At 50.4% G+C, this 21,010-nt stretch carries 19 protein-coding genes; 14 read left to right on the plus strand and 5 right to left on the minus strand.

Annotated elements, in window-relative coordinates; genetic code table 11:
• The first annotated feature begins 12 nt into the window (after positions 1 to 12).
• The 4 genes from nagA to NQ502_RS15090 all read left to right on the plus strand — a co-directional run bounded on the left by nagA (position 13) and on the right by NQ502_RS15090 (position 4,058).
• A complete protein-coding gene (nagA, locus tag NQ502_RS15075; RefSeq protein ID WP_028529034.1) occupies positions 13 to 1,131 on the plus strand; it encodes an N-acetylglucosamine-6-phosphate deacetylase in 1,119 nt (372 codons plus the stop codon).
• A 194-nt stretch (positions 1,132 to 1,325) separates the two neighbouring features.
• Positions 1,326 to 2,705: a citrate/2-methylcitrate synthase gene (locus tag NQ502_RS15080; RefSeq protein ID WP_044983319.1), complete on the plus strand. Its 1,380-nt coding sequence runs from the start codon at positions 1,326 to 1,328 to the stop codon at positions 2,703 to 2,705.
• A gap of 196 nt (positions 2,706 to 2,901) precedes the next feature.
• Positions 2,902 to 3,741, plus strand: coding sequence for a DegV family protein (locus NQ502_RS15085; RefSeq protein WP_028529036.1), 840 nt, complete (start codon positions 2,902 to 2,904; stop codon positions 3,739 to 3,741).
• 74 nt (positions 3,742 to 3,815) lie between these two features.
• Positions 3,816 to 4,058, plus strand: a complete 243-nt coding sequence (locus tag NQ502_RS15090) for a hypothetical protein (RefSeq protein ID WP_028529037.1) — start codon at positions 3,816 to 3,818, stop codon at positions 4,056 to 4,058.
• A 477-nt stretch (positions 4,059 to 4,535) separates the two neighbouring features.
• Here the strand turns inward: NQ502_RS15090 and xylB are convergent, their stop codons facing one another.
• The 5 genes from xylB to NQ502_RS15115 all read right to left on the minus strand — a co-directional run bounded on the left by xylB (position 4,536) and on the right by NQ502_RS15115 (position 9,706).
• Positions 4,536 to 5,993, minus strand: a complete 1,458-nt coding sequence (gene xylB, locus NQ502_RS15095) for a xylulokinase (protein ID WP_028529038.1) — start codon at positions 5,991 to 5,993, stop codon at positions 4,536 to 4,538.
• 22 nt (positions 5,994 to 6,015) lie between these two features.
• Positions 6,016 to 7,509 (minus strand): L-fucose/L-arabinose isomerase family protein, encoded by a 1,494-nt coding sequence (locus tag NQ502_RS15100; protein WP_028529039.1) that lies wholly within the window; start codon positions 7,507 to 7,509, stop codon positions 6,016 to 6,018.
• Positions 7,510 to 7,538: 29 nt separating this feature from the next.
• Entirely contained in the window at positions 7,539 to 8,156 is a 618-nt protein-coding gene (locus tag NQ502_RS15105) for a DUF4867 family protein (RefSeq protein ID WP_028529040.1), read from the minus strand.
• Positions 8,157 to 8,269: 113 nt separating this feature from the next.
• Positions 8,270 to 9,109 carry a helix-turn-helix transcriptional regulator gene (locus NQ502_RS15110; protein ID WP_028529041.1) on the minus strand — a complete coding sequence of 280 codons (840 nt, stop codon included), beginning with the start codon at positions 9,107 to 9,109 and terminating at the stop codon, positions 8,270 to 8,272.
• Between the two features lie 198 nt (positions 9,110 to 9,307).
• Entirely contained in the window at positions 9,308 to 9,706 is a 399-nt protein-coding gene (locus tag NQ502_RS15115; protein WP_148511937.1) for a hypothetical protein, read from the minus strand.
• Between the two features lie 169 nt (positions 9,707 to 9,875).
• Here NQ502_RS15115 and NQ502_RS15120 point away from each other — a divergent pair, with 169 nt between their 5' ends.
• From NQ502_RS15120 to NQ502_RS15165, 10 genes are all read left to right on the plus strand, one after another.
• The gene (locus tag NQ502_RS15120; RefSeq protein ID WP_028529042.1) at positions 9,876 to 12,611 is read left to right on the plus strand and encodes a molybdopterin-dependent aldehyde oxidoreductase; all 2,736 of its coding nucleotides are present in this window, start codon (positions 9,876 to 9,878) and stop codon (positions 12,609 to 12,611) included.
• A gap of 113 nt (positions 12,612 to 12,724) precedes the next feature.
• The gene (locus tag NQ502_RS15125) at positions 12,725 to 14,983 is read left to right on the plus strand and encodes a pyridine nucleotide-disulfide oxidoreductase/dicluster-binding protein (protein WP_044983320.1); all 2,259 of its coding nucleotides are present in this window, start codon (positions 12,725 to 12,727) and stop codon (positions 14,981 to 14,983) included.
• A 3-nt stretch (positions 14,984 to 14,986) separates the two neighbouring features.
• Complete coding sequence (locus NQ502_RS15130; protein WP_028529044.1) at positions 14,987 to 15,208, plus strand: DVU_1557 family redox protein; 222 nt, start codon at positions 14,987 to 14,989, stop codon at positions 15,206 to 15,208.
• 23 nt (positions 15,209 to 15,231) lie between these two features.
• A complete protein-coding gene (locus tag NQ502_RS15135) occupies positions 15,232 to 15,663 on the plus strand; it encodes a DVU_1555 family C-GCAxxG-C-C protein (RefSeq protein ID WP_044983321.1) in 432 nt (143 codons plus the stop codon).
• Positions 15,664 to 15,680: 17 nt separating this feature from the next.
• Entirely contained in the window at positions 15,681 to 16,304 is a 624-nt protein-coding gene (locus NQ502_RS15140; RefSeq protein WP_049898197.1) for a nucleotidyltransferase family protein, read from the plus strand.
• 5 nt (positions 16,305 to 16,309) lie between these two features.
• Positions 16,310 to 17,428 carry an aminotransferase class V-fold PLP-dependent enzyme gene (locus NQ502_RS15145; RefSeq protein ID WP_044983322.1) on the plus strand — a complete coding sequence of 373 codons (1,119 nt, stop codon included), beginning with the start codon at positions 16,310 to 16,312 and terminating at the stop codon, positions 17,426 to 17,428.
• On the plus strand, positions 17,425 to 17,727 hold the full coding sequence (locus tag NQ502_RS15150; protein WP_028529046.1) for a hypothetical protein: 303 nt from the start codon (positions 17,425 to 17,427) through the stop codon (positions 17,725 to 17,727). Before NQ502_RS15145 ends, NQ502_RS15150 begins: the two co-directional genes overlap by 4 nt.
• Positions 17,728 to 17,744: 17 nt before the next feature.
• Positions 17,745 to 19,133 carry a radical SAM (seleno)protein TrsS gene (trsS, locus tag NQ502_RS15155; protein WP_028529047.1) on the plus strand — a complete coding sequence of 463 codons (1,389 nt, stop codon included), beginning with the start codon at positions 17,745 to 17,747 and terminating at the stop codon, positions 19,131 to 19,133.
• Complete coding sequence (locus NQ502_RS15160; RefSeq protein ID WP_049898198.1) at positions 19,123 to 20,403, plus strand: DVU_1553 family AMP-dependent CoA ligase; 1,281 nt, start codon at positions 19,123 to 19,125, stop codon at positions 20,401 to 20,403. The genes trsS and NQ502_RS15160 overlap by 11 nt, the downstream gene beginning before the upstream one ends.
• Positions 20,400 to 21,008, plus strand: coding sequence for a histidine phosphatase family protein (locus NQ502_RS15165; protein WP_049898200.1), 609 nt, complete (start codon positions 20,400 to 20,402; stop codon positions 21,006 to 21,008). The genes NQ502_RS15160 and NQ502_RS15165 overlap by 4 nt, the downstream gene beginning before the upstream one ends.
• The last annotated feature ends 2 nt before the right edge of the window (positions 21,009 to 21,010 follow it).

Raw genomic sequence — 21,010 nt, forward strand, 5'->3', positions numbered from 1 at the left:
AGGAGGAGACCGATGATTCTTAAGAACGTACTTGTATATGGCGAGGACAGAACATTCAGAGAAGGAAATGTGATCATTGAAAACGGCAGGTTCTCCGCGGGCGGACACAAAGACCATGAGACCGTGGACGGTCGGGGCTGCTATGCAGTACCGGGGCTTGTAGATATCCATTTTCACGGCTGTGACGGAGCTGATTTCTGTGACGGCAGTACAGAAGCGATTGCCAGAATTGCCGCATATGAGGCAGCGGCCGGTATCACATCCATCTGTCCGGCGACGATGACGCTTCCGGAGGAGGAGCTGCTGCATATCATGGAGACAGCCGCCGTTTACCGCGGAGACGGGGCTAAACTCGTCGGCATCAATATGGAAGGTCCCTTCATCAATGTGAATAAAAAAGGGGCACAGAATGCCAGATATATACGTGCGTGTGACATCGGAATGTTCCGGAAGCTTTTAAAAGCTTCCGGGGGACTGATCCGGCTTGTGGATATCGCTCCGGAGTGCGAAGGGGCTATGGAATTTATCCGCGGGGTGAAAGATGATGTTGTGGTCTCCATTGCTCATACGGAAGCAGACTATGAAACGGCGGGACAGGCATTTGCAGAGGGCGTGTCTCATGTCACGCATATGTTCAATGCGATGCCTCCGCTCTCACACCGGGAACCGGGAGTCATTGGCGCGGCATTTGATCACCGGGACTGCCGAGTGGAACTGATCTGTGACGGCGTGCATATTCATCCGGCGGCAGTGCGTGCAGCTTTTGCGATGTTCGGGGCTGAACGGGTCATCATGATCAGCGACAGTATGCGCGCTGCAGGGCTTACGGACGGAACCTATACACTGGGAGGGCAGAAAGTATCGGTTGCCGGCAGAAAGGCAGTACTCGCTGATGGGACAATTGCCGGATCAGTCACAGATCTTATGTCATGTGTCAGGACAGCTGTGAAGGAGATGGGCATCCCATTGGAAGATGCGATAGGTGCTGCTACGATGAACCCGGCAAAGCAGATCGGGGTTTACGAAACCTGCGGAAGCATCACGCCCGGGAAAGCCGCGGATCTGGTACTGCTCAATCAGGAACTGGAAGTTGTGGACGTCTATATCGATGGAATACCGGTAAAACGCTGAATTGGCGGCGAGATTTTATCGTAATATATGTCAAAAATACTAATTTTAATACTAATTTCTGAAAGATTGTTAAAAATTAGTTGAAATCAAAATACTTTTCCGCTATAATAAGCTACAGAGCTAAAAAGGACACTGATTACGAAGTTAATCGCAATTGGTGTTCTTTTAATATTACAAGAAGGAGGAAATAATAAATGAGCACAAATCATTCTGATTCCAATACTGTGAAGATTGAGCAGGACAAGGATTTCGAAGAGCTGTTGAAATATTGTATGATATCCGGCAAGATTAATCTGGACCTGTATGCAGAGTATGACGTAAAGAGAGGACTTCGTGATTCAAACGGTAAGGGTGTGCTGACAGGGCTGACAGAGATATCTGATGTCTGTGCATACGATACGGTGGACGGACGTAAGATCCCGAGTGACGGGCGGCTGTACTATCAGGGATATGATGTGATGGACCTGGTAAAGAGCTATAAGAACCGCAGATTTGGGTTTGAAGAAGTGACGTATCTTCTGATGTTTGGGGAGCTTCCGAACAGATCTCAGATGGAAAAATTCATGGATATTCTGTTTGACATGCAGGACCTTTCCGGACGTTTCATCCGCGATGTCATCATGAAGGCGTCCAATGCCAATATCATGAATGCGATGCAGCGGTGCATCCTGACACTGTACAGCTACGATGATAACCCGGATGATATTTCGATTCCGAATGTTCTGCGCCAGTCCCTGGAACTGATTGGAAAGATGCCGCTGATCGCGGTGTATTCCTACCATGCATTCCAGCACTTCCGTCTCGATAAGAATCTGCTGATTCGAAATCCTGAGCGCGGGCTGTCTGTTGCAGAGAATATTCTTCACATGCTGCGCGAAGACGGAAAATTTTCAGAGCTGGAGGCAAAGGTGCTGGATATCGCACTGGTTCTTCATACTGAGCATGGCGGCGGAAATAACTCGACATTTACCACGCACGTTGTGACTTCGACGGGAACAGATACATATTCTGCGATTGCAGCATCCATCGGTTCACTGAAAGGACCGCGCCACGGCGGTGCAAACCTGAAGGTTCAGGATATGTTTGCCAATATTATGGAAAATTGTCCGGACTGGACGGATGAAATCAAAATCCGTGCCTATCTGAATGATATTCTGGATAGAAAAGCGTTTGACAACAGCGGACTTATCTATGGCATGGGACACGCCGTTTATACAGAGTCTGATCCGAGATGTGTGATACTGAAGGACTATGCAAGAAGTCTTGCCGAGGAAAAGGGTCTGATGGATCAATTTGCACTGTATGAGCTGGTAGAGAGAAATGCCGGCGAGCTGATCATGAACAAGAGAAAACTGTTTAAGCCTGTCTGCGCAAATGTGGATTTCTACAGCGGATTCGTATATACCATGCTTGGCATTCCGAGGGAACTGTTCACTCCGATTTTTGCAATTGCCCGTATATCCGGATGGTGTGCACACCGCCTGGAAGAGCTGGTAAACCAGGGGAAAATCATTCGCCCTGCTTACAAATATGTGGGAACACATAAACAATTCGAAGATATCGACGAAAGATAATGATGAGATATACAAAAGGGACTGCCATTTTGTCTGGTGCAGTCCCTTTTGTGCAGCTTTTAGAAAGCATAAAATACCTCTTTTCAAAGCGGCATATCTGTGTTAGTATAATATGGTATTGAATACTACATTAAGTGGAAATAAGAATGAATTTCGATAATACAGATATTATAGTAACCGGAGGAAAGAGGAAGATATGGATTTTAAAATAGTAGTGGACAGCAGCGGAGAATTTACGGAGGAGATGAAAGCGGACCCCCGTTTTGAGTCAGTTCCGCTGATCCTGGACGTGGACGGCGAATCCATTGTTGACGATGAGACGTTCGTGCAGGCGGATTTTCTGAGGAAAGTAGCTGCTTCCCCAAACTGTCCGAAGTCTTCATGTCCGTCGCCGGAGAGCTTCCGAAGAGCATTTGACTGCGGCGCCAAGCATGTCTATGCGGTGACGCTGTCGGCAGAACTGAGCGGATCTTTTAACAGTGCGATGCTGGGACGGGATCTTCTGCTGGAGGAGAAGCCGGATCAGAAGATTTATGTGTTTAATTCCAGAAGTGCATCGATCGGGGAAACATTGATCGCGATGAAGATTGCGGAATTTGAAGAGGCCGGAATGGAATTCGAAGAAATCGTACAGGCGGTAGAGGCGTATATTGCCAGCCAGAATACCTTTTTTGTATTGGAGAATCTGGACACACTCCGCAAGAACGGACGTCTGAGTCTGGTTAAGGCGTTTGTGGCGTCTGCTCTTAAGATCAAACCGGTGATGGGGGCGACAGACGAGGGCACAATCTGTCAGCTGGATCAGGCAAGAGGCATTAACAAGGCTCTGGTCAAAATGGTAGATTATGTGGCGGAACGCACCGCAGACAGTGCGAACCGTGTGCTGGCGATCTCTCACTGTAACTGTGCGGAACGCGCAGAGATCGTGAAAGAAGGAATTATGGCACGCATGAAGGTAAAAGATGCGGTGATTCTGGACACCAGGGGCCTGAGCTCCATGTACGCAAATGACGGCGGTGTGATCGTTGTGATCTGATGATTTTAATACTTTGCAGACAGATGGAATTGTGCTATACTGTCTATACATCTGTGAGTGAAGGAGAGGAAGGCATGAGTCAGGAAAAAGTTGACCGTTATAAAAACTATAAGGCAAATAAAGATAAGATTTTGAAAAGAGAAAAACGTATCCGCAGACTGGAATATACAGCAGCCATCGTTGTGGCTGTAGCATTGGTCGGATGGTTTGGCTGGTCCATTTACCAAAAGGCAGCAGATCCTTCCGGAAAACCGGCGGTAGAATATACGATGGATACGACTGCAGTGGACGATTACGTCAATGGTCTGGGGCAGTAATAGCAAAGCAGCGGAAATAAGATTATATGAATATAAGGACTGGTTCTTAACGGAATCGGTCTTTTTTTTGATTTTATTCACACCAAACAGCTTAAAACGTGTGCTGAACATAACCAGCTACAAATTGGTGCAGACAATATTATTTTATCAGATTTAAGAATAGCATCAAATATTTCTTGCATGTCATCTTTAATGATTAGACAGGACAGAAAATAATATTTTAAGCAGGTAACTATCATGGGAACTCCTTGTTTAAAGATGATTTTGTGGTAAATCCCCCCTTTTCTTTTAAAATATCATACTTTAATGAACTAGTAAAACTTCATAGTTTTTCTTTACACATATTATGAAAAGTCTCTTAAATCCAATCATAATCATCTGCCAGCCGTGGAGTTTTGACATTTCTGTACATGGAGAAAGGGACGGTTCCAAATAATGTTTCGGAACAGTCCCCTTTTAAGGAAAAGTATATAAATATTAGAAGATGTCTTTTAAAGCAGGATACAACGTCCTGAATTTCTGATACCGCGCTTCGTATTTTGCAGCAAGTGCCGGATCCGGTTCCACCGTCTGTACGACCTTTACGATCGCGTCCGCAGCGCTTATGACATCCGGATATTCTCCGCAGCCCACTGCTGCGAGCATGGCGGCTCCGAGGGCGGGACCTTCTTCCGTTTCGGGCACATCGACCTTCAGGTTCATGACATTCGCGATGATGGTCTTCCAGAGCGGGCTCTTGGCGCCGCCGCCGCAGATTTTTGTCCGGGTGATTTGGATGCCCAGGCTTCTGGCTACTTCCAGTGAGTCTCTTAAGGCAAAGGCAACGCCTTCGAGGACGGCCTGTGTCATATCTTCCCGTGCAGTATCCATAGTCATGCCGAGAAAGACGGCTCTGGCATTCGGATCATTGTGAGGGGAGCGTTCTCCCATCAGATAAGGCAGGTAGAATACCTGATTCTCACCGAGGCGCGTGATGTTTTTCTGTTCTGCCGCATAATCTGAAGTCTTTAAGATATCGTCATTCCACCACTTATTGCAGGATGCAGCGCTGAGCATACAGCCCATCAGGTGATAGTGGCCGTCCGCATGTGCGAAGGAATGCAGTGCATTGTTTTCATCTACTCCAAACGTATCACTGGAGATGAAGATCGTCCCGGAAGTTCCGAGTGAGAGATTACACATGCCGTCTCCGACTGTTCCGGTTCCGACGGCAGCCGCTGCATTGTCGCCTGCTCCTGCGATGACTTTTACTGTATGCGGGAGGCCAAGCTCATCTGCAATCTGCGGTTTCAGCGTTCCGACAGGTTCGTAGCTCTCATACAGCTTCGGGAGCTGTTTTGCCGTGATGCCGCACAGAGAAAGCATCTCCTCTGACCAACATCTTTCTTTTACATTGAGCAGCAGCATGCCCGAAGCATCCGACATATCCGTACAGAACTCGCCGGACAGGCGGTATGCCAGATAATCTTTCGGAAGCATGATCTTGCTGATGCGTTTGAAATTTTCCGGTTCATGTTTTGCAAGCCAGAGAATTTTTGGTGCAGTAAAACCTGCAAATGCAATATTGGCAGTATATTCGGAGAGTTTATCCTGACCAATCTGGTGGTTCAGGTAATCCGTCTCCTCCCCCGTTCTGCCGTCATTCCAGAGGATGGCGGGGCGGATGACACGGTCCCGGTCATCCAGGACAACGAGGCCGTGCATCTGGCCCCCGAAACTGATGCCGCGGATACTGCCCTTGTCAGCACCGTCCGTCAGTTCCAGCAGGCCGTTCATTGTCTGTACAAACCAGTCTTCAGGGTCCTGCTGTGACCATCCCGGACGTGGGAAATACAGCGGATACTCCCGGCTGACTGTTTTATAAATCGTTCCTTTTTCGTCCATCAGCAGCAATTTGACTGCCGAAGTACCGAGATCGATACCGATATACAGCATAGATATACCTCCGCGCAGCCGATTACAGGCTGCTGCAAAATGGGTTTTCTGTCGGGTAACGAACGCCGGCCGGCTGATTATAGCCGATTTCATCTACAGGAACGCCGATGTATTTAAATACCTCATATAATGCTTTTCCGAAATGACCGAATGCCACTGCGCCGTGGTGCGGGTAGTTCCCTTCGATCAGCACGTGGCGGTAAAATCTTCCCATCTCAGGGATGGCAAAGATACCAATCGCACCAAAGGAGCGGGTGGCCACTGGAAGAACTTCGCCCTGCGCGATATAGGCGCGCAGTTTGTTGTCGGAGGTGCTCTGCAGGCGGAAGAATGTGATGTCGCCCGGCACGATATCTCCTTCCAGCGTACCCTGCGTCACTTCTTCCGGGAGCGCTCTTGCCATGATAAACTGATATTTCATCTCACAGAAAGAGAGCTTCTGTGACGCGGTATTTCCGCAGTGGAATCCCATGAAGGTATCTTTTAAGGTGTAGTCATATTTTCCGCTGATATCTTCGCTGTACAGATCTTTCGGCACGGAGTTGTTGATGTCAAGCAGCGTCACGATATCTTCGCTTACGGCTGTTCCGATAAATTCACTCAGGGCACCGTAGATATCGACTTCACAGGAAACCGGGATTCCCTGCGCGGTCAGCCGGCTGTTGACGTAACACGGAACGAATCCGAACTGTGTCTGGAATGCGGGCCAGCATTTTCCGGCGATCGCCACATATTTGCGGTATCCGCGGTGTTCCTCCACCCAGTCTTTCAACGTCAGTTCATACTGGGCGAGTTTCGGCAGAATGTCCGGTTTCTTATTTCCGCTGCCAAGCTCTGCTTCCATCTCTTTTACAAGTTCCGGGATCCTTTCGTCTCCGTCATGCTTGTGGAATGCCTCGAACAGGTCCAGCTCGGAGTTTTCTTCCAGTTCCACGCCGAGGTTGTACAGCTGCTGAATCGGGGCGTTGCAGGCGAGGAAATTGAGCGGACGCGGTCCGAAGCTGATGATCTTAAGGTCTCTGAGACCGATGACTGCGCGTGCGACCGGCAGAAACTCGTGGATCATATCAGCGCATTCTTCTGCATCCCCGACCGGATATTCAGGGATGTAAGCTTTAACATTTCTCAGTTTCAGATTGTAGCTGGCGTTGAGCATACCGCAGTAGGCGTCTCCTCTGCCCTGAATGAGATTATCACCGCTCTCCTCAGCTGCGGCCACAAACATTTTGGGACCGTCGAAGTGCTTGGCGAGCAGTGTCTCCGAGATCTCAGGACCGAAGTTGCCGAGGTAGACTGCCAGTGCATTGCAGCCTGCCTGTTTGATATCTTCCAGAGCCTGTACCATGTGGAGCTCACTCTCCACGATACAAACCGGGCACTCATAGATGGAGTCAGCCCCGTATTTCTGTGTATAGGCTTCAACCAGTGCCTTTCTGCGGTTGACAGACAGGCTTTCCGGGAAACAGTCCCTGCTCACGGCTACAATTCCTATTTTTACTTCTGGTAGATTGTTCATCATAGATTTCCTCCCAATATGATTTGACATTACAGTGTGATGTTATCGCCTTTCAGACCGCAGAATGCACCTTTGATCCCTGCATCCGGATGGGCGATCAGCCATTTGTTCTTTGCCGCCATCAGACGGTCCTCGCCTTCAGCTTGCAGCGGAAAATCGATGTCCGTGTTCGTTCCGCGGGGCAGGACGACAACACAGCGGAAATTTTCTCCGGAGACGGATATCGGCGCGTAGTGCAGCGTGGTGGCATAAAGCTCAGCCGCAGTTCCTGCGGGAAGCAGAAAGGCTTCCATCTTTGAGGTCTCATAGGTTAAATCGTCCGCGATATCCTGCTGCATGCCGAGCAGCAGGATGAGATCTGTCACAGCGACATTGATTTCCGAATCACGGTGGTACTCGACGGCATTCAGCGATCGATTGTTGCCGTTGCAGTAACCAATCTGAATGGGAAGCCCGCCGTAAGCCCTGTTTTTAAATTCTTCTGCAGCGGGAAGCTGTTCCATATCCTGATCGGACGGAACGTAAATCACATCATTGTCAGGCAGCGGTGTGTGTTTCATCTCTTCGAGAAGTCCGCTTACGTCATAAGAGCGAAGTATCTTTCCATATTTGCGGAAAGAGGGGGCCGTTATTTCCTGTATCCTCATAGAGATCCTCCTTCATGGTACGGCAGCCGGCCCGTTTGGACCCGCCGTGTTCTATATGGACATTATAACAACCTTTTTTTGCCCTGACGACCAAAAAATTAGCCTGTTTATGGCTATTTCTTATCCTTTTTGGAAAACTCTGTTTTGCGAAATTCACTGGGAAGGACACCGTAGCGCTTTGTAAAGACATGAGAAAAAGACTTGCTGCTGGCAAAACCGTGGCTCAGGGCAATCTCGCAAATGGGAGTTCTGGTATTCACCAGTTGTTTATAAGCATACTCCAGGCGGAGGTTCTGCAGATAAGTTTTAAAGGTAGTACCGGCATATTTCTGAAACATCCGTGACAAGTACGTGGGAGAGTATCCGAAAGTCTGAGCAAGACTTTCAAGTGTCAGATTCTGAGCATAGTTTTCCTTCATATAGGAAGTGATCCTGGAGAGGCGGTTCAGGTTCTTATTGCTGCGCACGAGCTCCGGATTGACATCCAGTTTCCGGTATTTTGTCACGAGCAGATACACCAGCATATAGAACTGGCTAAGGACTTTGAGCTCATAACCGCACTCTCCCCTGGCATATGTTGTGTAAAGGCTGTGCAGCAAAGTCATGACTTCAGCATCCTGATTGCGTGAGCTGTGTGAGAAATAAATGAATTTTTCATCCGTATAATAACTTTCGAAGGCAGACAGAGGAATCTGCAAGACGATCGTCAGGTTGGGCTTCGGGGACAGAATCGAATGGACCTCGTTGGAATTCACCAGCATGAATTCTCCGGGGATGAGCGGATATTCTTTTTCATTGATAAAAAACTGAAGTTCCCCCTCAAAAAGCGCAAAAATCTCGATCGAACGGTGCCAGTGCTTTTCGCGGTGATAATTGCCGTCCTTGCCTTCAAAGATAAACATCTTAAATGGAATGTCATCATTCGGCATGATCAGTTCGTGTGAAATGTCCATGGGTGTTCTCCTCTGCAATGTCATGAGATCTGTGATGAGCGGCTGCATGTAACTTTTACAAATATGCAAAGTATATCTTGAAATTTTCCGAAATTTTCTTGACGCAACCGCCTGAATTATGTACAATATAAATACAATATGATGCAAAACATAGATAAAATTTGAAAAAATGCACAAAATCTAATAGTTCTGCTTTATTTAATCATCACACCTCGATTGATCAGGTCCGTGGCCGGTAACATCAGCGATTTTATCAAGTGCTGTGTTTGACAGGAAGACAATTTCTGAGGGTTTTCCCTGTGAAGTCTCACCTTCCAGAGTCAGTCCATTGTTGTTTTCCTTAAAATCAAGCGGCAGCGTGCGGGTGTAAAGGCGGCCCGTTTCGTCATCCTGAATCTGAAGTGTGACAGATGAAGAGCAGATATGATCCGGCAGTTCATAATTTTCATATTGAAGTTCCATCTGTGCATTGACTGCCTGGATGATCTGGGAGTGAAGATCACCTAGTTTTTCCTGTGTGTCGGCTTTGGCAGCTGCGATGAGATAGTCGATGGTACGTGCCATCTGCAGTTCGATTTCTACATAGGGATTTTTCATAATATTCTTCCTTTCCGGTGCATGCTTATCTTTGTTTTCATTATAAAAGAATCCTGCAGAGATGAAAAGCATTTTTGCACGGTATTTTTATGTTAGTTCTGCTACTTACGGACACAATTTCGGTTACCAGGGAAACGAAAGTCAACGTGATGTTTAAGGAGGTTAATGAATGGTTAAAAAGAGATTAGTAATTAACGGATTATCACGCACTCTGTTGGTGAATCCAGAAGACTCCCTGGCAAAGGTGCTCCGTGAGCAGCTTCTTCTTACGGGATGTAAGATCGGCTGTGATCAGGGCCAGTGCGGGACGTGTACTGTCATTGTAGACGGGAAGGCAGTGCGTTCCTGTATTATGAAGATGGGTAAGGTAAAAGATGACACCGTGATTGAGACGATTGAAGGCATCGGTACACCGGAAGATCTGCATCCGCTGCAGCTGGCGTGGATGGGTCACGGATGTGCGCAGTGCGGTTTCTGTTCACCTGGCTTTATCATGTCTGCCAAAGTGCTGCTGGCGGAGAACCCTTCGCCTACGCGTGAGGAGGTACGTCACTGGTTCCAGGTTCACCGCAACCTTTGCCGCTGTACCGGCTATAAACCGCTCGTTGATGCGGTTATGGACGCAGCGAAAGTCATGCGCGGTGAGATGGTGAAAGAGGACCTGATCTTCAAACCGGTCGGCAATAAGATTCTGGGAACAAGCTATATCCGTCCGTCGGCTGCTCAGAAAGTTACGGGAACATGGGATTACGGTGCTGACATGGCACTGCAGATGCCGGCAAACACGGCAAGGCTTGCGCTTGTACAGGCGGATATTCCGCATGCGCTCCTGAAGGGGATCGATTATTCGGAAGCGGAAAAGATGCCTGGAGTTTACAAGGTTATCACACATAAGGATGTAAAAGGAAAGAACCGCATCAGCGGGCTGATTACATTTGCCAACAACAAAGGCGACGGGTGGGACCGTCCGATCCTCTGTGACGAGAAGATTTTCCAGATCGGCGATGCGGTTGCCATCGTAGCTGCCGACACGGAAGAGCATGCGAAGGAAGCTGCAAAGAAAGTGAAACTGGATCTGGAGGCGCTTCCGGCTTATATGAGCGCGATGGAAGCAATCGCTGAGGATGCGATTGAGATCCATCCGGGAACACCGAATATTTATTATGAAACAAATTGTATCAAGGGGGAGGAGACCGCTCCGATCATGGAACGTGCTCCTTATGTAGCGGAGATCGATGCTTATTCCAGCCGTCAGCCGCACCTGCACATAGAACCCGACTGCGGACTCGCGTATATTGATGATGAAGGCAGACTGACCGTGCATTCCAAGAGTATCGGCATTCATCTGCACTCTGCGATGATCACCGCAGGCATCGGCATTGAGCCGGAAAAATTCCGTCTTGTGCAGAATCCGGCAGGCGGAACCTTCGGCTATAAATTCAGCCCTACAATGGAAGCGCTGCTCGGTGTTGCATGCCTGGCACTGGACGGACGTCCATGTTCACTCGTGTACGATCAGTATCAGAATATCACGTATACAGGAAAACGTTCTCCGGCGTTTATGCATATTAAGATGGCAGCGGATGAGAACGGAAAACTGCTGGCAATGGAAGGCGACAATTATATCGACCATGGTCCTTACTCCGAATTCGGCGATCTGCTGACGATGCGTCTGACACAGTTCACGGGTGCCGGATACGACATCCGCAATATCCGCAATAAGAGCCAGACCGTATGTACCAACCATGCATGGGGGTCTGCATTCCGCGGATATGGCTCGCCGCAGTCTTTCATGGGATCCGAGGTCTGCATGGATGTGCTGGCAGAGAAGATGGGGATTGATCCGTTTGAACTGCGCTACCGCAACATCTACAGAGAAGGAACCGGATGTACAACTCCGACCGGTCAGGAGCCGGAAGTTTACTGTCTGGAAGAGATGTATGACAAGGCGAGACCGATCTATTATGAAGCAAAAGAGCGCCTCGCAAAGATGAATACGGATAAACTGAAATACGGTGTCGGATTCGCGGCAGGCGTCTATGGATGCGGTCTGGACGGCAAGGATGGATCGTTTGCCAATATCCAGCTGAATCCGGATGGAACCGTGACGGTGTTTAACTCCTGGGAGGATCACGGACAGGGGGCGGATATCGGTACGCTGACCATGGCTCATGAGACACTGCGCGAGGCAGGCATCACACCGGATATGATCAAACTGGTCATGAATGACACGGCACTGACACCGGCGTCCGGTCCCGCAGGTGGAAGCCGTTCCAACGTTGTGACAGGAAATGCCACACGTGTTGCAGCAGAAATGCTGATCAATGCAATGCGGAAACCGGACGGTACCTTCCGTACTTATGATGAGATGGTTGCTGAAAATATTCCGACGTTTTATGAGGGAACCTGGGTAGCCAGTGCGTGTACAGACTGTGACCTGGAGACAGGACAGGGAGCGCCGTTCTCGAACTACATGTATCAGCTCTTTATTCCGGAAGTGGAAGTAAACGTTGAGACTGGTAAGGTTCGTATCATCCGTTTCACAACGGTTTGTGATTTCGGAACGATCATCAATAAGATTGTTGTTGACGGCCAGGTTTACGGCGGCTGTACGCAGGGATTCGGGCTCGGCCTCTCTGAGGACTTTGAGGATTACAAGAAACATACGACACTTGCCGGCTGCGGAATTCCGTACCCGGAAGATGTACCGGATGATTTCAATATCATTTACACAGAGACGCCGAGACCGCTTGGACCGTACGGTGCATCCGGATGTGGTGAAGGTCCTCTTACGGCAGGACACCCGGCTATTTTAAGTGCGATTTATAACGCGACCGGTGCCAGGATCACAGAAATCCCGGCGAGACCGGAGAAAGTAAAAGCGGCACTGGACGCACTCAAATAGCCTATAATTAACAGCGGGAAAGAAGTTTCCCCGTCCATGGATGACAGGGATAATCCACAGGTGATTATTTCTGTCATCCTTTTGCTATCGTGCACAAAAGGGATGTGATATTAATGGAAGTCAATCAGCAAAAACTTCATGAACTGGAACAGCTGTGTACACAGGAGCAGCCGCCTGCGGCAATGGCGTCCTGTCCGCTTCATATCAACTGCCGGGATGTCTGCCGGGCACTGGCACAGGGGGATTTTGACGGGGCGAGGGCTGTCTATGAAAAGGGCGCCGTCTTTCCGGAACTTTTAAGCGCTCTTTGCGAAGAGCCGTGCAGCGGATCCTGCACAAGAGGAAACTGCGGAGGCAGCCTGCGTCTGCGGGCTCTCGAGAAGGCAGCCGTTCAGTTCGGAAACATAAAAGAGAAACGCATGTTTCTGCCCAAAAAAACACAGCGGGCAGCTGTGGTAGGAGCCGGTGCCGCGGGAATGGCGGCAGCGCTTGAACTGGGAAAAAAGGGATACGCGGTAACCGTTTATGAAAAAGAAGAAAAAGTGTGGTCATCACTGGAAAAAAATCCCCTCATATCTGAGGATATGCTGAAACGGGAACAGAAACGCCTCGAAAAGTACCCGATAACCATAAAGACGGGACAGGAAATCATTGATCTCGAAGCGTTGGCGGCTGAATATGATGCGGTAGTCGCTGCATGGGGACTTCGGAATACAGCGCTGAATGTGAAAAAAGAGGATTTTCAGCTTGGAGAAACAAACCGCTTTGCCTGCGGCGATGCGATACGTGCGGTTAAGGGGCGATTTGTAGACGTGTTGGCTGAGGGCAGACGTGCAGCAATCTCAGCAGACCGTTTCCTGAAAAAGGTATCTATGGACGCCGGGCGCGAGCAGGAAGGCGTTTACATTACGAGTCTCCATGTCAATACGGCACAGGAGGGGACTGTCGAATCAGAGCTGACCGGGCAGGAGCAGGAAATCACCAGAGAGGCTGCCGTGGCTGAAGCCGGACGCTGTCTGGACTGTAAATGTACGGACTGCACAAATGCCTGTGCGTTTATGCGTTATCATAAGGGCTATCCGAAGAAGTATTTAAGGGAGATCTATAATAACCTTTCGATTGCCATGGGCACACGTCACGCGAACAGGATGATCAACTCGTGCAGCCTCTGCGGCCAGTGTAAAGAAGTCTGTCCCCATGGACTTGACCTCGGGGAGGTCATTCGGGAAGCCCGTCAGATCATGGTGGAGAAAGAAAAGATGCCCCCGTCAGCTTTTGAATTTGCACTGAATGACATGCAGTACAGCAATTCAGATCGGGTATTTCTGGCAAGACCACAGAATGAAGGAACGAGCGCCTATGCCTTTTTCCCGGGGTGTCAGCTGCCCGCATCTGCACCGAAAGCCGTGGAAAAAGCGTATGCTGATCTGCGGGAACGGCTGGACGGAGGCGTCGGTCTGATTCTGGGATGCTGCGGTGTGATGGCGGAATGGGCCGGAGAGAAAGGGCAGTACCGGGAGGCGCTTGAGAAGATTCAAAAAGCCTGGGAGCAGATGGGGAAACCGATCGTGATCGCCGCATGTCCGATGTGTCTCCGGGTGCTTTCCGAACAGATTCCCGGCATGGAGTGCAGGGGAGTCTGGGAGGCGTTACTGAATATCGGTCTGCCGCCCTCGTATCGCGGACAACAGAAAACGATGATGATGCATGACTCCTGCGGCGCACGCAATGATGCCAAAACACAGGAACAGGTGCGTCAGCTGGCAAAAGCTATGGGGTATGAGCTTCAGGAAGGAAACTACCGTGGGAAACAGACGTCCTGCTGCGGGTACGGCGGTTTGGCGCAGATCTCCAATCCTGTAGTTGCGGATCTGATGACGGAGCAATGTCTGGCAGATGGGGCGGATTTCTATCTGACATACTGCATCAACTGCAGGGATCGTTTTCAGAAAGGCGGAGCCGCCGCGGCTCATATCCTGGAACTGCTCTACGATACGGAGGAAGCATACAAAAGAGCAAATCCCGGGTATTCACTGCGCCGTGACAACCGGCTGTTTCTTCGCAGTGCAGTGTTGGAAAGATTCTGGGATGAAAAGACGGAGGATGAGGTACGGGTGAAACTGCAGTATGATGATCAGGTGAAGCGGATGCTGGAAGAACGGAAAATCCTGGACAGTGATATACGGGCTGTGCTGGCGCGTGCGCGGGAAGGTTACAGTGTGAGAGACCTAAAAAGCGGATTATCAATTGCGCACCGGCAGGTGGGAAATGTAACATTCTGGGTGTATTACCGTGAAACGAAGGAAGGTGCTTACGTGATAGAAAAAGCATACGCACACCGGATGACGATATCGAATGAGGGCGGGGGATGAGCGATGTCAGAAAAATATTATGAGTCCTGGGATTTTGAGCCGGGGAGTCTGATTTGTGAAAAATGTCAGGTGCCGATGGAACCGGGGGAGATCGTGCTCCATTATATGGGAAATGATTTTCCGATTCTGATGCCGAAATGTCCGGGCTGCGGACAGGCATTTCTTCCGGAGGAGCTCGCTCTTGGAAAAATCTTTCAGGTAGAACAGGCACTGGAGGATAAATAACGACGGGAAAGGTGGGGACGCTGATGGATTTAAAGGAACGTCTGCTGGAACTTGGAATGCAGGGATTTGAGTGCAGTCAGATCATGATGATGATCGCACTGGAGATTGAAGAGAAAGAAAATCCGGATCTGATCCGTGCGGTGAGCGGACTGACCGGAGGCATGGGCCATGGAGGCGGAACATGCGGTGCGCTGACCGGGGGGTGCTGTGTGCTGGGGCTGTTCACCGGAAAAGGAGATCCTGAGGAGATGGAGGACAACCGATGTCATGAAATCATTCAGGAGTATACCGACTGGTTTCGTGAACAATATCTGCCGCAGTATGGAGGCACAGACTGCGTGCAGATCATCGGGGGGGACTTCTCAAAGTGTCTGATGGTGTGTGCACCGATCCTTGAGGAGTGCTGTGGAAAGATACTGGAGTTACTGACAGAATATGAGATTTTAGAGGGATAGAACAGGTGGAAGACATCATGAAGAACACATACGAAAACTATACCGTAGTCATAGTAGCCGCAGGCTGCTCAAGAAGAATGAAGAAGTTTAAACCGCTTCTCCCGCTGGGGGACGGCTGTATCCTGGAATCAACCATCAACAGTTTCAGACGTGCCGGTTTCGGGAACATTGAAGTCGTGGTGGGATATCAGAGACATAAAGTGATTCCGCTCCTTCGTAAAATGAAAGTCCATTATTCGGAAAATAAAGATTATGACGAGACGGATATGATGGAATCTGTCAGGATCGGGATCCGTGCAGTGAGACCGGAGACGCAGGGGATACTGTTTTGTCCGGGAGATGTACCGCTGATCGCACCGGAGACGATCGTGCGTGTCGCTGAGACATTTCAGGAGAAACAGCCGAAACTGCTCATTCCTACCTACCGGGGAAAGCCGGGGCACCCGCCGATGTTCTCCGGGGAAATAATGAGAGAGATTCTGGAATACCGGGGGGAAGAGGGATTGAGAGGAGTTTTCAGACGTTACGGGGACAGTACCTGTTTTCTGGAAGTTGATGATGAAGAAATCCTTCAGGATACAGACCTTCCGACTGATTATGAACGGCTGCTGAGGGCGTATGAACTGCGGCAGAAAGGATGATGAGAATGATCTATCTGAACAATGCGGCGACCTCCTGGCCGAAGGCAGAGGGGCTTCCGGAATATATGAGGGAAGTGTTTCAGAACCTTCCGGGTCACGGAAACCGTGCAACCCTTGCCAGCCACGAAGCGGGCCGTACCTGCAGAGGCTATCTGGCGAAACTTTTAAAGGTACGGGATGAGAGCTGTATCGTGTATGCATCCTGTGCCACTCATGCATTGAACATGGGATTGCTCGGGTTCCCCTGGAGAGACGGGGACGCCGTACTGACAACGGCTGCAGAACACAATGCGGTGCTGAGGCCGTTATATTTCCTGCAGAAACATAAAAGGCTCCGGTATCATGTGATGCCGGTTGACAGAAGCGGACGTCTGACGGAGGAGACACTGTCACGGTTCCTGAAGGAGTACCGGCCGCGGATGCTGGTATTGACCCATGGTTCTAATGTAACGGGGGCGGTCAATGATGCTGCAGGTCTGACGTCACTTGCGAAAGAATATGGCTGTTCGGTTTTTCTGGACGCTTCACAGACTGCGGGGTTATATCCGGTCGAACCGGAGAACTGGGGTGTTGACCTGGCAGCGGTGACCGGGCATAAGTATCTGCTGGGACCCCAGGGGACGGGAGCGCTGTACGTTTCCGGGAATACGGAACTGACACCGGTGCTGACGGGAGGGACCGGAATCCGCTCGGACGAGGATGAGATGCCGGATGAGATGCCGATCCGTCTTGAGGCGGGAACTCAGAATGAACAGTCCTTAAGCGGTCTCGCGTTCTCCATCGGCTGGGCGGGACAACATCCGATGGATCTTGAGCGAACACTTGGTTATGTCCGAAGACTGGAAGAGATCCTGCGGGATCTCGGTTGCCGTGTGGCACAGGTGGATGCCGTAAGGACGCCGGTGCTGACCTTTTCATCGGATTTTCTGGTGGCGGAGGATATCGGAGATATGCTCGCCGGCGGCTTTGATATTATCTGCCGTACGGGGCTGCACTGCGCGCCGCTGATCTTTCCGGAGATTGGCATGCCGAAGACTGGCAGCGTGCGTCTCAGCCTGTCCCGGTTCACCACGGAGGAGGAGATCGCGGAGACGGAGGAGGCGTTAAAGGCGGTGCTGACATGAGAGAATATTTTACATGTAAGAAAGCAGAGAATTGTTTCGCTAATGCAAAATCCTTCCACTATCTATTAGAACGTCCGATCGATGAATCCATGCTGGAGAGGTTTTCCGAATGGGGAAATCTTACGGTAAAGCGGAATTTCCGGCGCCCGTTTTTTATGATGGAGACGGCAGACGGCGTTAAGACAAAAGGGATTCTGAACGATGTGATATTAAAAGCCGGTTTTGCAGAGGATGGGTGGGAGGAACAAAAACAGAAATTTGAACAGCAGCTTTCCGGAATTTTGGAAAAACTGCCATGACGGCAGGAGGAAGAGTTATGAGCGATCAGGAAACATGTATAGGAACTACAGAGAGTGTGTGCCCGGTATGCCTGCAGAGGATACCGGCTCGCAGAGTAAAAACGGGGGATGAGGTCTATCTGGAAAAGGAATGCCCGGGTCACGGAAGTTTTCGGACGCTGATCTGGAGGGGATGGCCTGATTACGAAAACTGGGGACGGGCCCACGAACAGGCAGCGCCGGTGAATCCAGCGCATGCAGAGAGGGAGAAGGGGTGTCCTTATGACTGCGGACTGTGTCCGGATCACCGCCAGCATACGTGCTGTGTGCTGATGGAAGTTACCAGCCGCTGCAACCTGGGGTGTCCCGTCTGCTTTGCGTCTGCCGGAACTCCTTCGAAGGAGCCGGACATTGCGATGATCGGCAGCTGGTTTGATGCGATGATGAACAGCGGCGGACCATTCAATATTCAGCTGTCCGGAGGAGAACCGACCATGCGGGATGATCTGGATGAGATCATCAGACTGGGCAGGGGGAAGGGATTTTCATTCTTCCAGCTGAATACCAATGGGATCCGGATCGCAGAGGAACCGGGCTACATCAGGCACCTTGCCGATGCGGGTCTGAACTGCGTATTTTTACAGTTTGACGGACTCAGAGATGAGACCTACCGAAAGCTGCGCGGCCGGCCGTTGTTTGAACTGAAGAAGAAGGCGATCGCCGAATGCGAGGCTGCCGATATCGGAGTCGTGCTGGTTCCGACACTTGCGGCGGGTGTCAATACACAGGAGGCGGGTGACATTCTTCAGTTTGCACTGGATCATATGCCGGCGGTACGCGGCGTGCATTTTCAGCCGATCAGCTATTTTGGGCGGTTTGAGGATATGGATGCGGGCATGCGCTACACGCTGCCGGATCTGCTGCGTGATATTGAGAATCAGACGGAAGGCAGGATGAAAGTCAGCGATTTTTCGCCGGGGAATGCGGAGAATGCCTACTGTTCGTTCAGCGGGAATTTCATGAAAATGCAGGATGGAACGATACGGACGCTGAACTCGGAAAAGAGCTGCGGCTGCGGGGCGGCACATGCACAGCCGGGAGCAGCATCCAGAAAGGCACAGAAGTTCGTGGCGAGACGCTGGTCGTCGGGCCGGCCGAAGGTCAGGAGTGCGGATCAAAAAACAGGCTGCTGCTGCCAGACTGGCTCTCTCGATGACTTTCTGGAGCGGATCGAACAGTATACGCTTGCAGTCTCCTGTATGACGTTTATGGACGCCTGGAATCTGGATCTGGAACGTCTGCGGGAATGCTATATTCATATTATATCTCAGAAAGAAAAGATGAATCTCGTGCCGTTCTGTGCCTATAATCTGACGGCGGCAGACGGGAGGACACTATACCGGGGGCTGGAAGACAGTGGTACTTGATGAATGGATCAGACAAAAATATGGAATAGAAACAGAGCGGGAGGAGGAAATACGCGGCTGGCAGCTTGGCCGGATCCGGGAAGTGATCCAGATGGCGAAAAGCGAGAGCCCTTTTTACAGAACACTGTATGAGGAAATTTCAGTGCCGGATACGTGGGAGGAGTTTCGGCGTCTTCCGTTTACGGATGCTTCCGCGGTCCGGGAGCAGGGACTGCAGATGCTCTGTGTGCCGCAAGGAGAAATTGAACGCGTGGTCACGCTCACCACGACAGGAACCTCAGGCCGTCCGAAACGCCTGTATTTTACGGGAGAAGATCAGGAACTGACGATTGATTTTTTTCACCACGGCATGGAACTTGTGACAGGACCAGGCGGGGTGACTGTGGTATTTCTGCCCTGTGAGAGGGTGGGAAGTGTGGGAGATCTGCTGCTTACGGGCCTTTCACGGCTGCAGGTAAGGGGGATCGGATATGGTTTGATCACGAAGCTCGGGGATGCAGCTGATGTTTTGGTGAAAAGTAAGGCGGATTCCTTTGTGGCAGCGCCTGTTCAGGCGCTCGCGCTCGCATATTACGTGAGGGAACACGGCGTCCGTCTCCCGCTTCAGAGGATTCTGCTGAGCACGGATCATCTGTCAGACAGTGTGAAAAAACGGCTTGAGAAGGAGCTGCAGTGTGAGGTTTATAATCATTTTGGTATCACAGAGGCAGGTCTTGGGGCGGCGATCGACTGTCCGGCACACTGTGGTATGCACATTCGTGAAAATGATCTGCTGTTTGAGGTGATCCATCCAGAAAGCGGAGAAGTTCTTCCTGATGGACGGTGCGGAGAACTTGTACTGACAACGCTGACGAGGAAGGGGATGCCGCTGATCCGGTACCGGACCGGGGATTACGGGAAAACAGACAGCAGACAATGTGTCTGCGGAAGCTTTCTTACGCGTCTTTGGGCGTCCCGGGGCAGGATAGGCAATGAAATATCGTATCCGGGCGGTAATTTGTCAATGGAGGATTTGGATGAATTGGTGTTTGAGGCGGATGGCCTGATGGATTATAGGGTCGTATATCAGAGTATAGACAAACAGCTGAAGCTTCATCTAATGTTCTATAGAAGGCTCACAGACGACACCGCAGACTCATGCAGGACAATACGGGAGGAGATAAGGCATCGGACGGGACTGCAGACAGAGATCACTGCGGAAGCATCTGATGAGATCCGTCCGCAGTATTTACAGAAGCGTACAATCATATGGGAGGGTGACATCAATTGAAGTTGATTTTGATGCGGCACGGTTCTATCCGGCTGCCTGACGAAGAAAAGCGTTATATCGGACAGACGGATAGGCCTGTGACGCAGAAAGGACAGGCGGAAATTGCCGATGGCCTGCAGCGGATGGAAAGACAGTTCGGGCGGGCCGACGAAATATGGTCCAGTGACCTGGGAAGATGCGTGGAGGCTGCCGAATGTGCGGCAGAGTATTTCGGCGTGCCCTATCAGACAGACCGGCGTCTCCGGGAAATTGATCTCGGGGAATGGGAGGGAAAAACCTTTCGTGATATCCGCCGGGAGTTTCCGGAGGAGTACAGGATGAGGGGAGAGCACCTGGGAACTTACCACCCCCCCGGCGGAGAAAATTTCCGCCAGGTGATGATGCGCGCTGTACAGTTTACGAAAGAAAGAGTACAATGTCTTCAAGGGGAAAAGGTGCTCCTTTTCATTACACATGCAGGTGTTATCAGAACGCTTTGCTGCTGCAGAGATGGAAGGAATCCGGATGAATTGCTGCACTATCGGATCGGATATGGGGAATATATGGTCTGGGAGGCGGAAAGAGCAGATATGATGGAAAGGCTGAAGGATCAGGGTTATCACTAAAA

It is taken from the genome of Ruminococcus gauvreauii (genome assembly GCF_025151995.1).
GTDB classification, from domain to species: Bacteria; Bacillota; Clostridia; order Lachnospirales; family Lachnospiraceae; genus Ruminococcus_G; species Ruminococcus_G gauvreauii.

Excerpts from the sequence above, each read along its gene's own strand:
- NQ502_RS15145 (WP_044983322.1), top strand. The coding sequence starts at position 16,310 with ATGATCTATCTGAACAATGCGGCGACCTCCTGGCCGAAGGCAGAGGGG.
- NQ502_RS15100 (WP_028529039.1), bottom strand. The coding sequence starts at position 7,509 with ATGAACAATCTACCAGAAGTAAAAATAGGAATTGTAGCCGTGAGCAGG.
- NQ502_RS15110 (WP_028529041.1), bottom strand. The coding sequence starts at position 9,109 with ATGGACATTTCACACGAACTGATCATGCCGAATGATGACATTCCATTT.
- trsS (WP_028529047.1), top strand. The coding sequence starts at position 17,745 with ATGAGCGATCAGGAAACATGTATAGGAACTACAGAGAGTGTGTGCCCG.
- NQ502_RS15115 (WP_148511937.1), bottom strand. The coding sequence starts at position 9,706 with ATGAAAAATCCCTATGTAGAAATCGAACTGCAGATGGCACGTACCATC.
- nagA (WP_028529034.1), top strand. The coding sequence starts at position 13 with ATGATTCTTAAGAACGTACTTGTATATGGCGAGGACAGAACATTCAGA.
- NQ502_RS15125 (WP_044983320.1), top strand. The coding sequence starts at position 12,725 with ATGGAAGTCAATCAGCAAAAACTTCATGAACTGGAACAGCTGTGTACA.
- NQ502_RS15085 (WP_028529036.1), top strand. The coding sequence starts at position 2,902 with ATGGATTTTAAAATAGTAGTGGACAGCAGCGGAGAATTTACGGAGGAG.
- NQ502_RS15135 (WP_044983321.1), top strand. The coding sequence starts at position 15,232 with ATGGATTTAAAGGAACGTCTGCTGGAACTTGGAATGCAGGGATTTGAG.
- NQ502_RS15150 (WP_028529046.1), top strand. The coding sequence starts at position 17,425 with ATGAGAGAATATTTTACATGTAAGAAAGCAGAGAATTGTTTCGCTAAT.
- NQ502_RS15140 (WP_049898197.1), top strand. The coding sequence starts at position 15,681 with ATGAAGAACACATACGAAAACTATACCGTAGTCATAGTAGCCGCAGGC.
- NQ502_RS15120 (WP_028529042.1), top strand. The coding sequence starts at position 9,876 with ATGGTTAAAAAGAGATTAGTAATTAACGGATTATCACGCACTCTGTTG.
- NQ502_RS15090 (WP_028529037.1), top strand. The coding sequence starts at position 3,816 with ATGAGTCAGGAAAAAGTTGACCGTTATAAAAACTATAAGGCAAATAAA.
- xylB (WP_028529038.1), bottom strand. The coding sequence starts at position 5,993 with ATGCTGTATATCGGTATCGATCTCGGTACTTCGGCAGTCAAATTGCTG.
- NQ502_RS15130 (WP_028529044.1), top strand. The coding sequence starts at position 14,987 with ATGTCAGAAAAATATTATGAGTCCTGGGATTTTGAGCCGGGGAGTCTG.
- NQ502_RS15105 (WP_028529040.1), bottom strand. The coding sequence starts at position 8,156 with ATGAGGATACAGGAAATAACGGCCCCCTCTTTCCGCAAATATGGAAAG.
- NQ502_RS15080 (WP_044983319.1), top strand. The coding sequence starts at position 1,326 with ATGAGCACAAATCATTCTGATTCCAATACTGTGAAGATTGAGCAGGAC.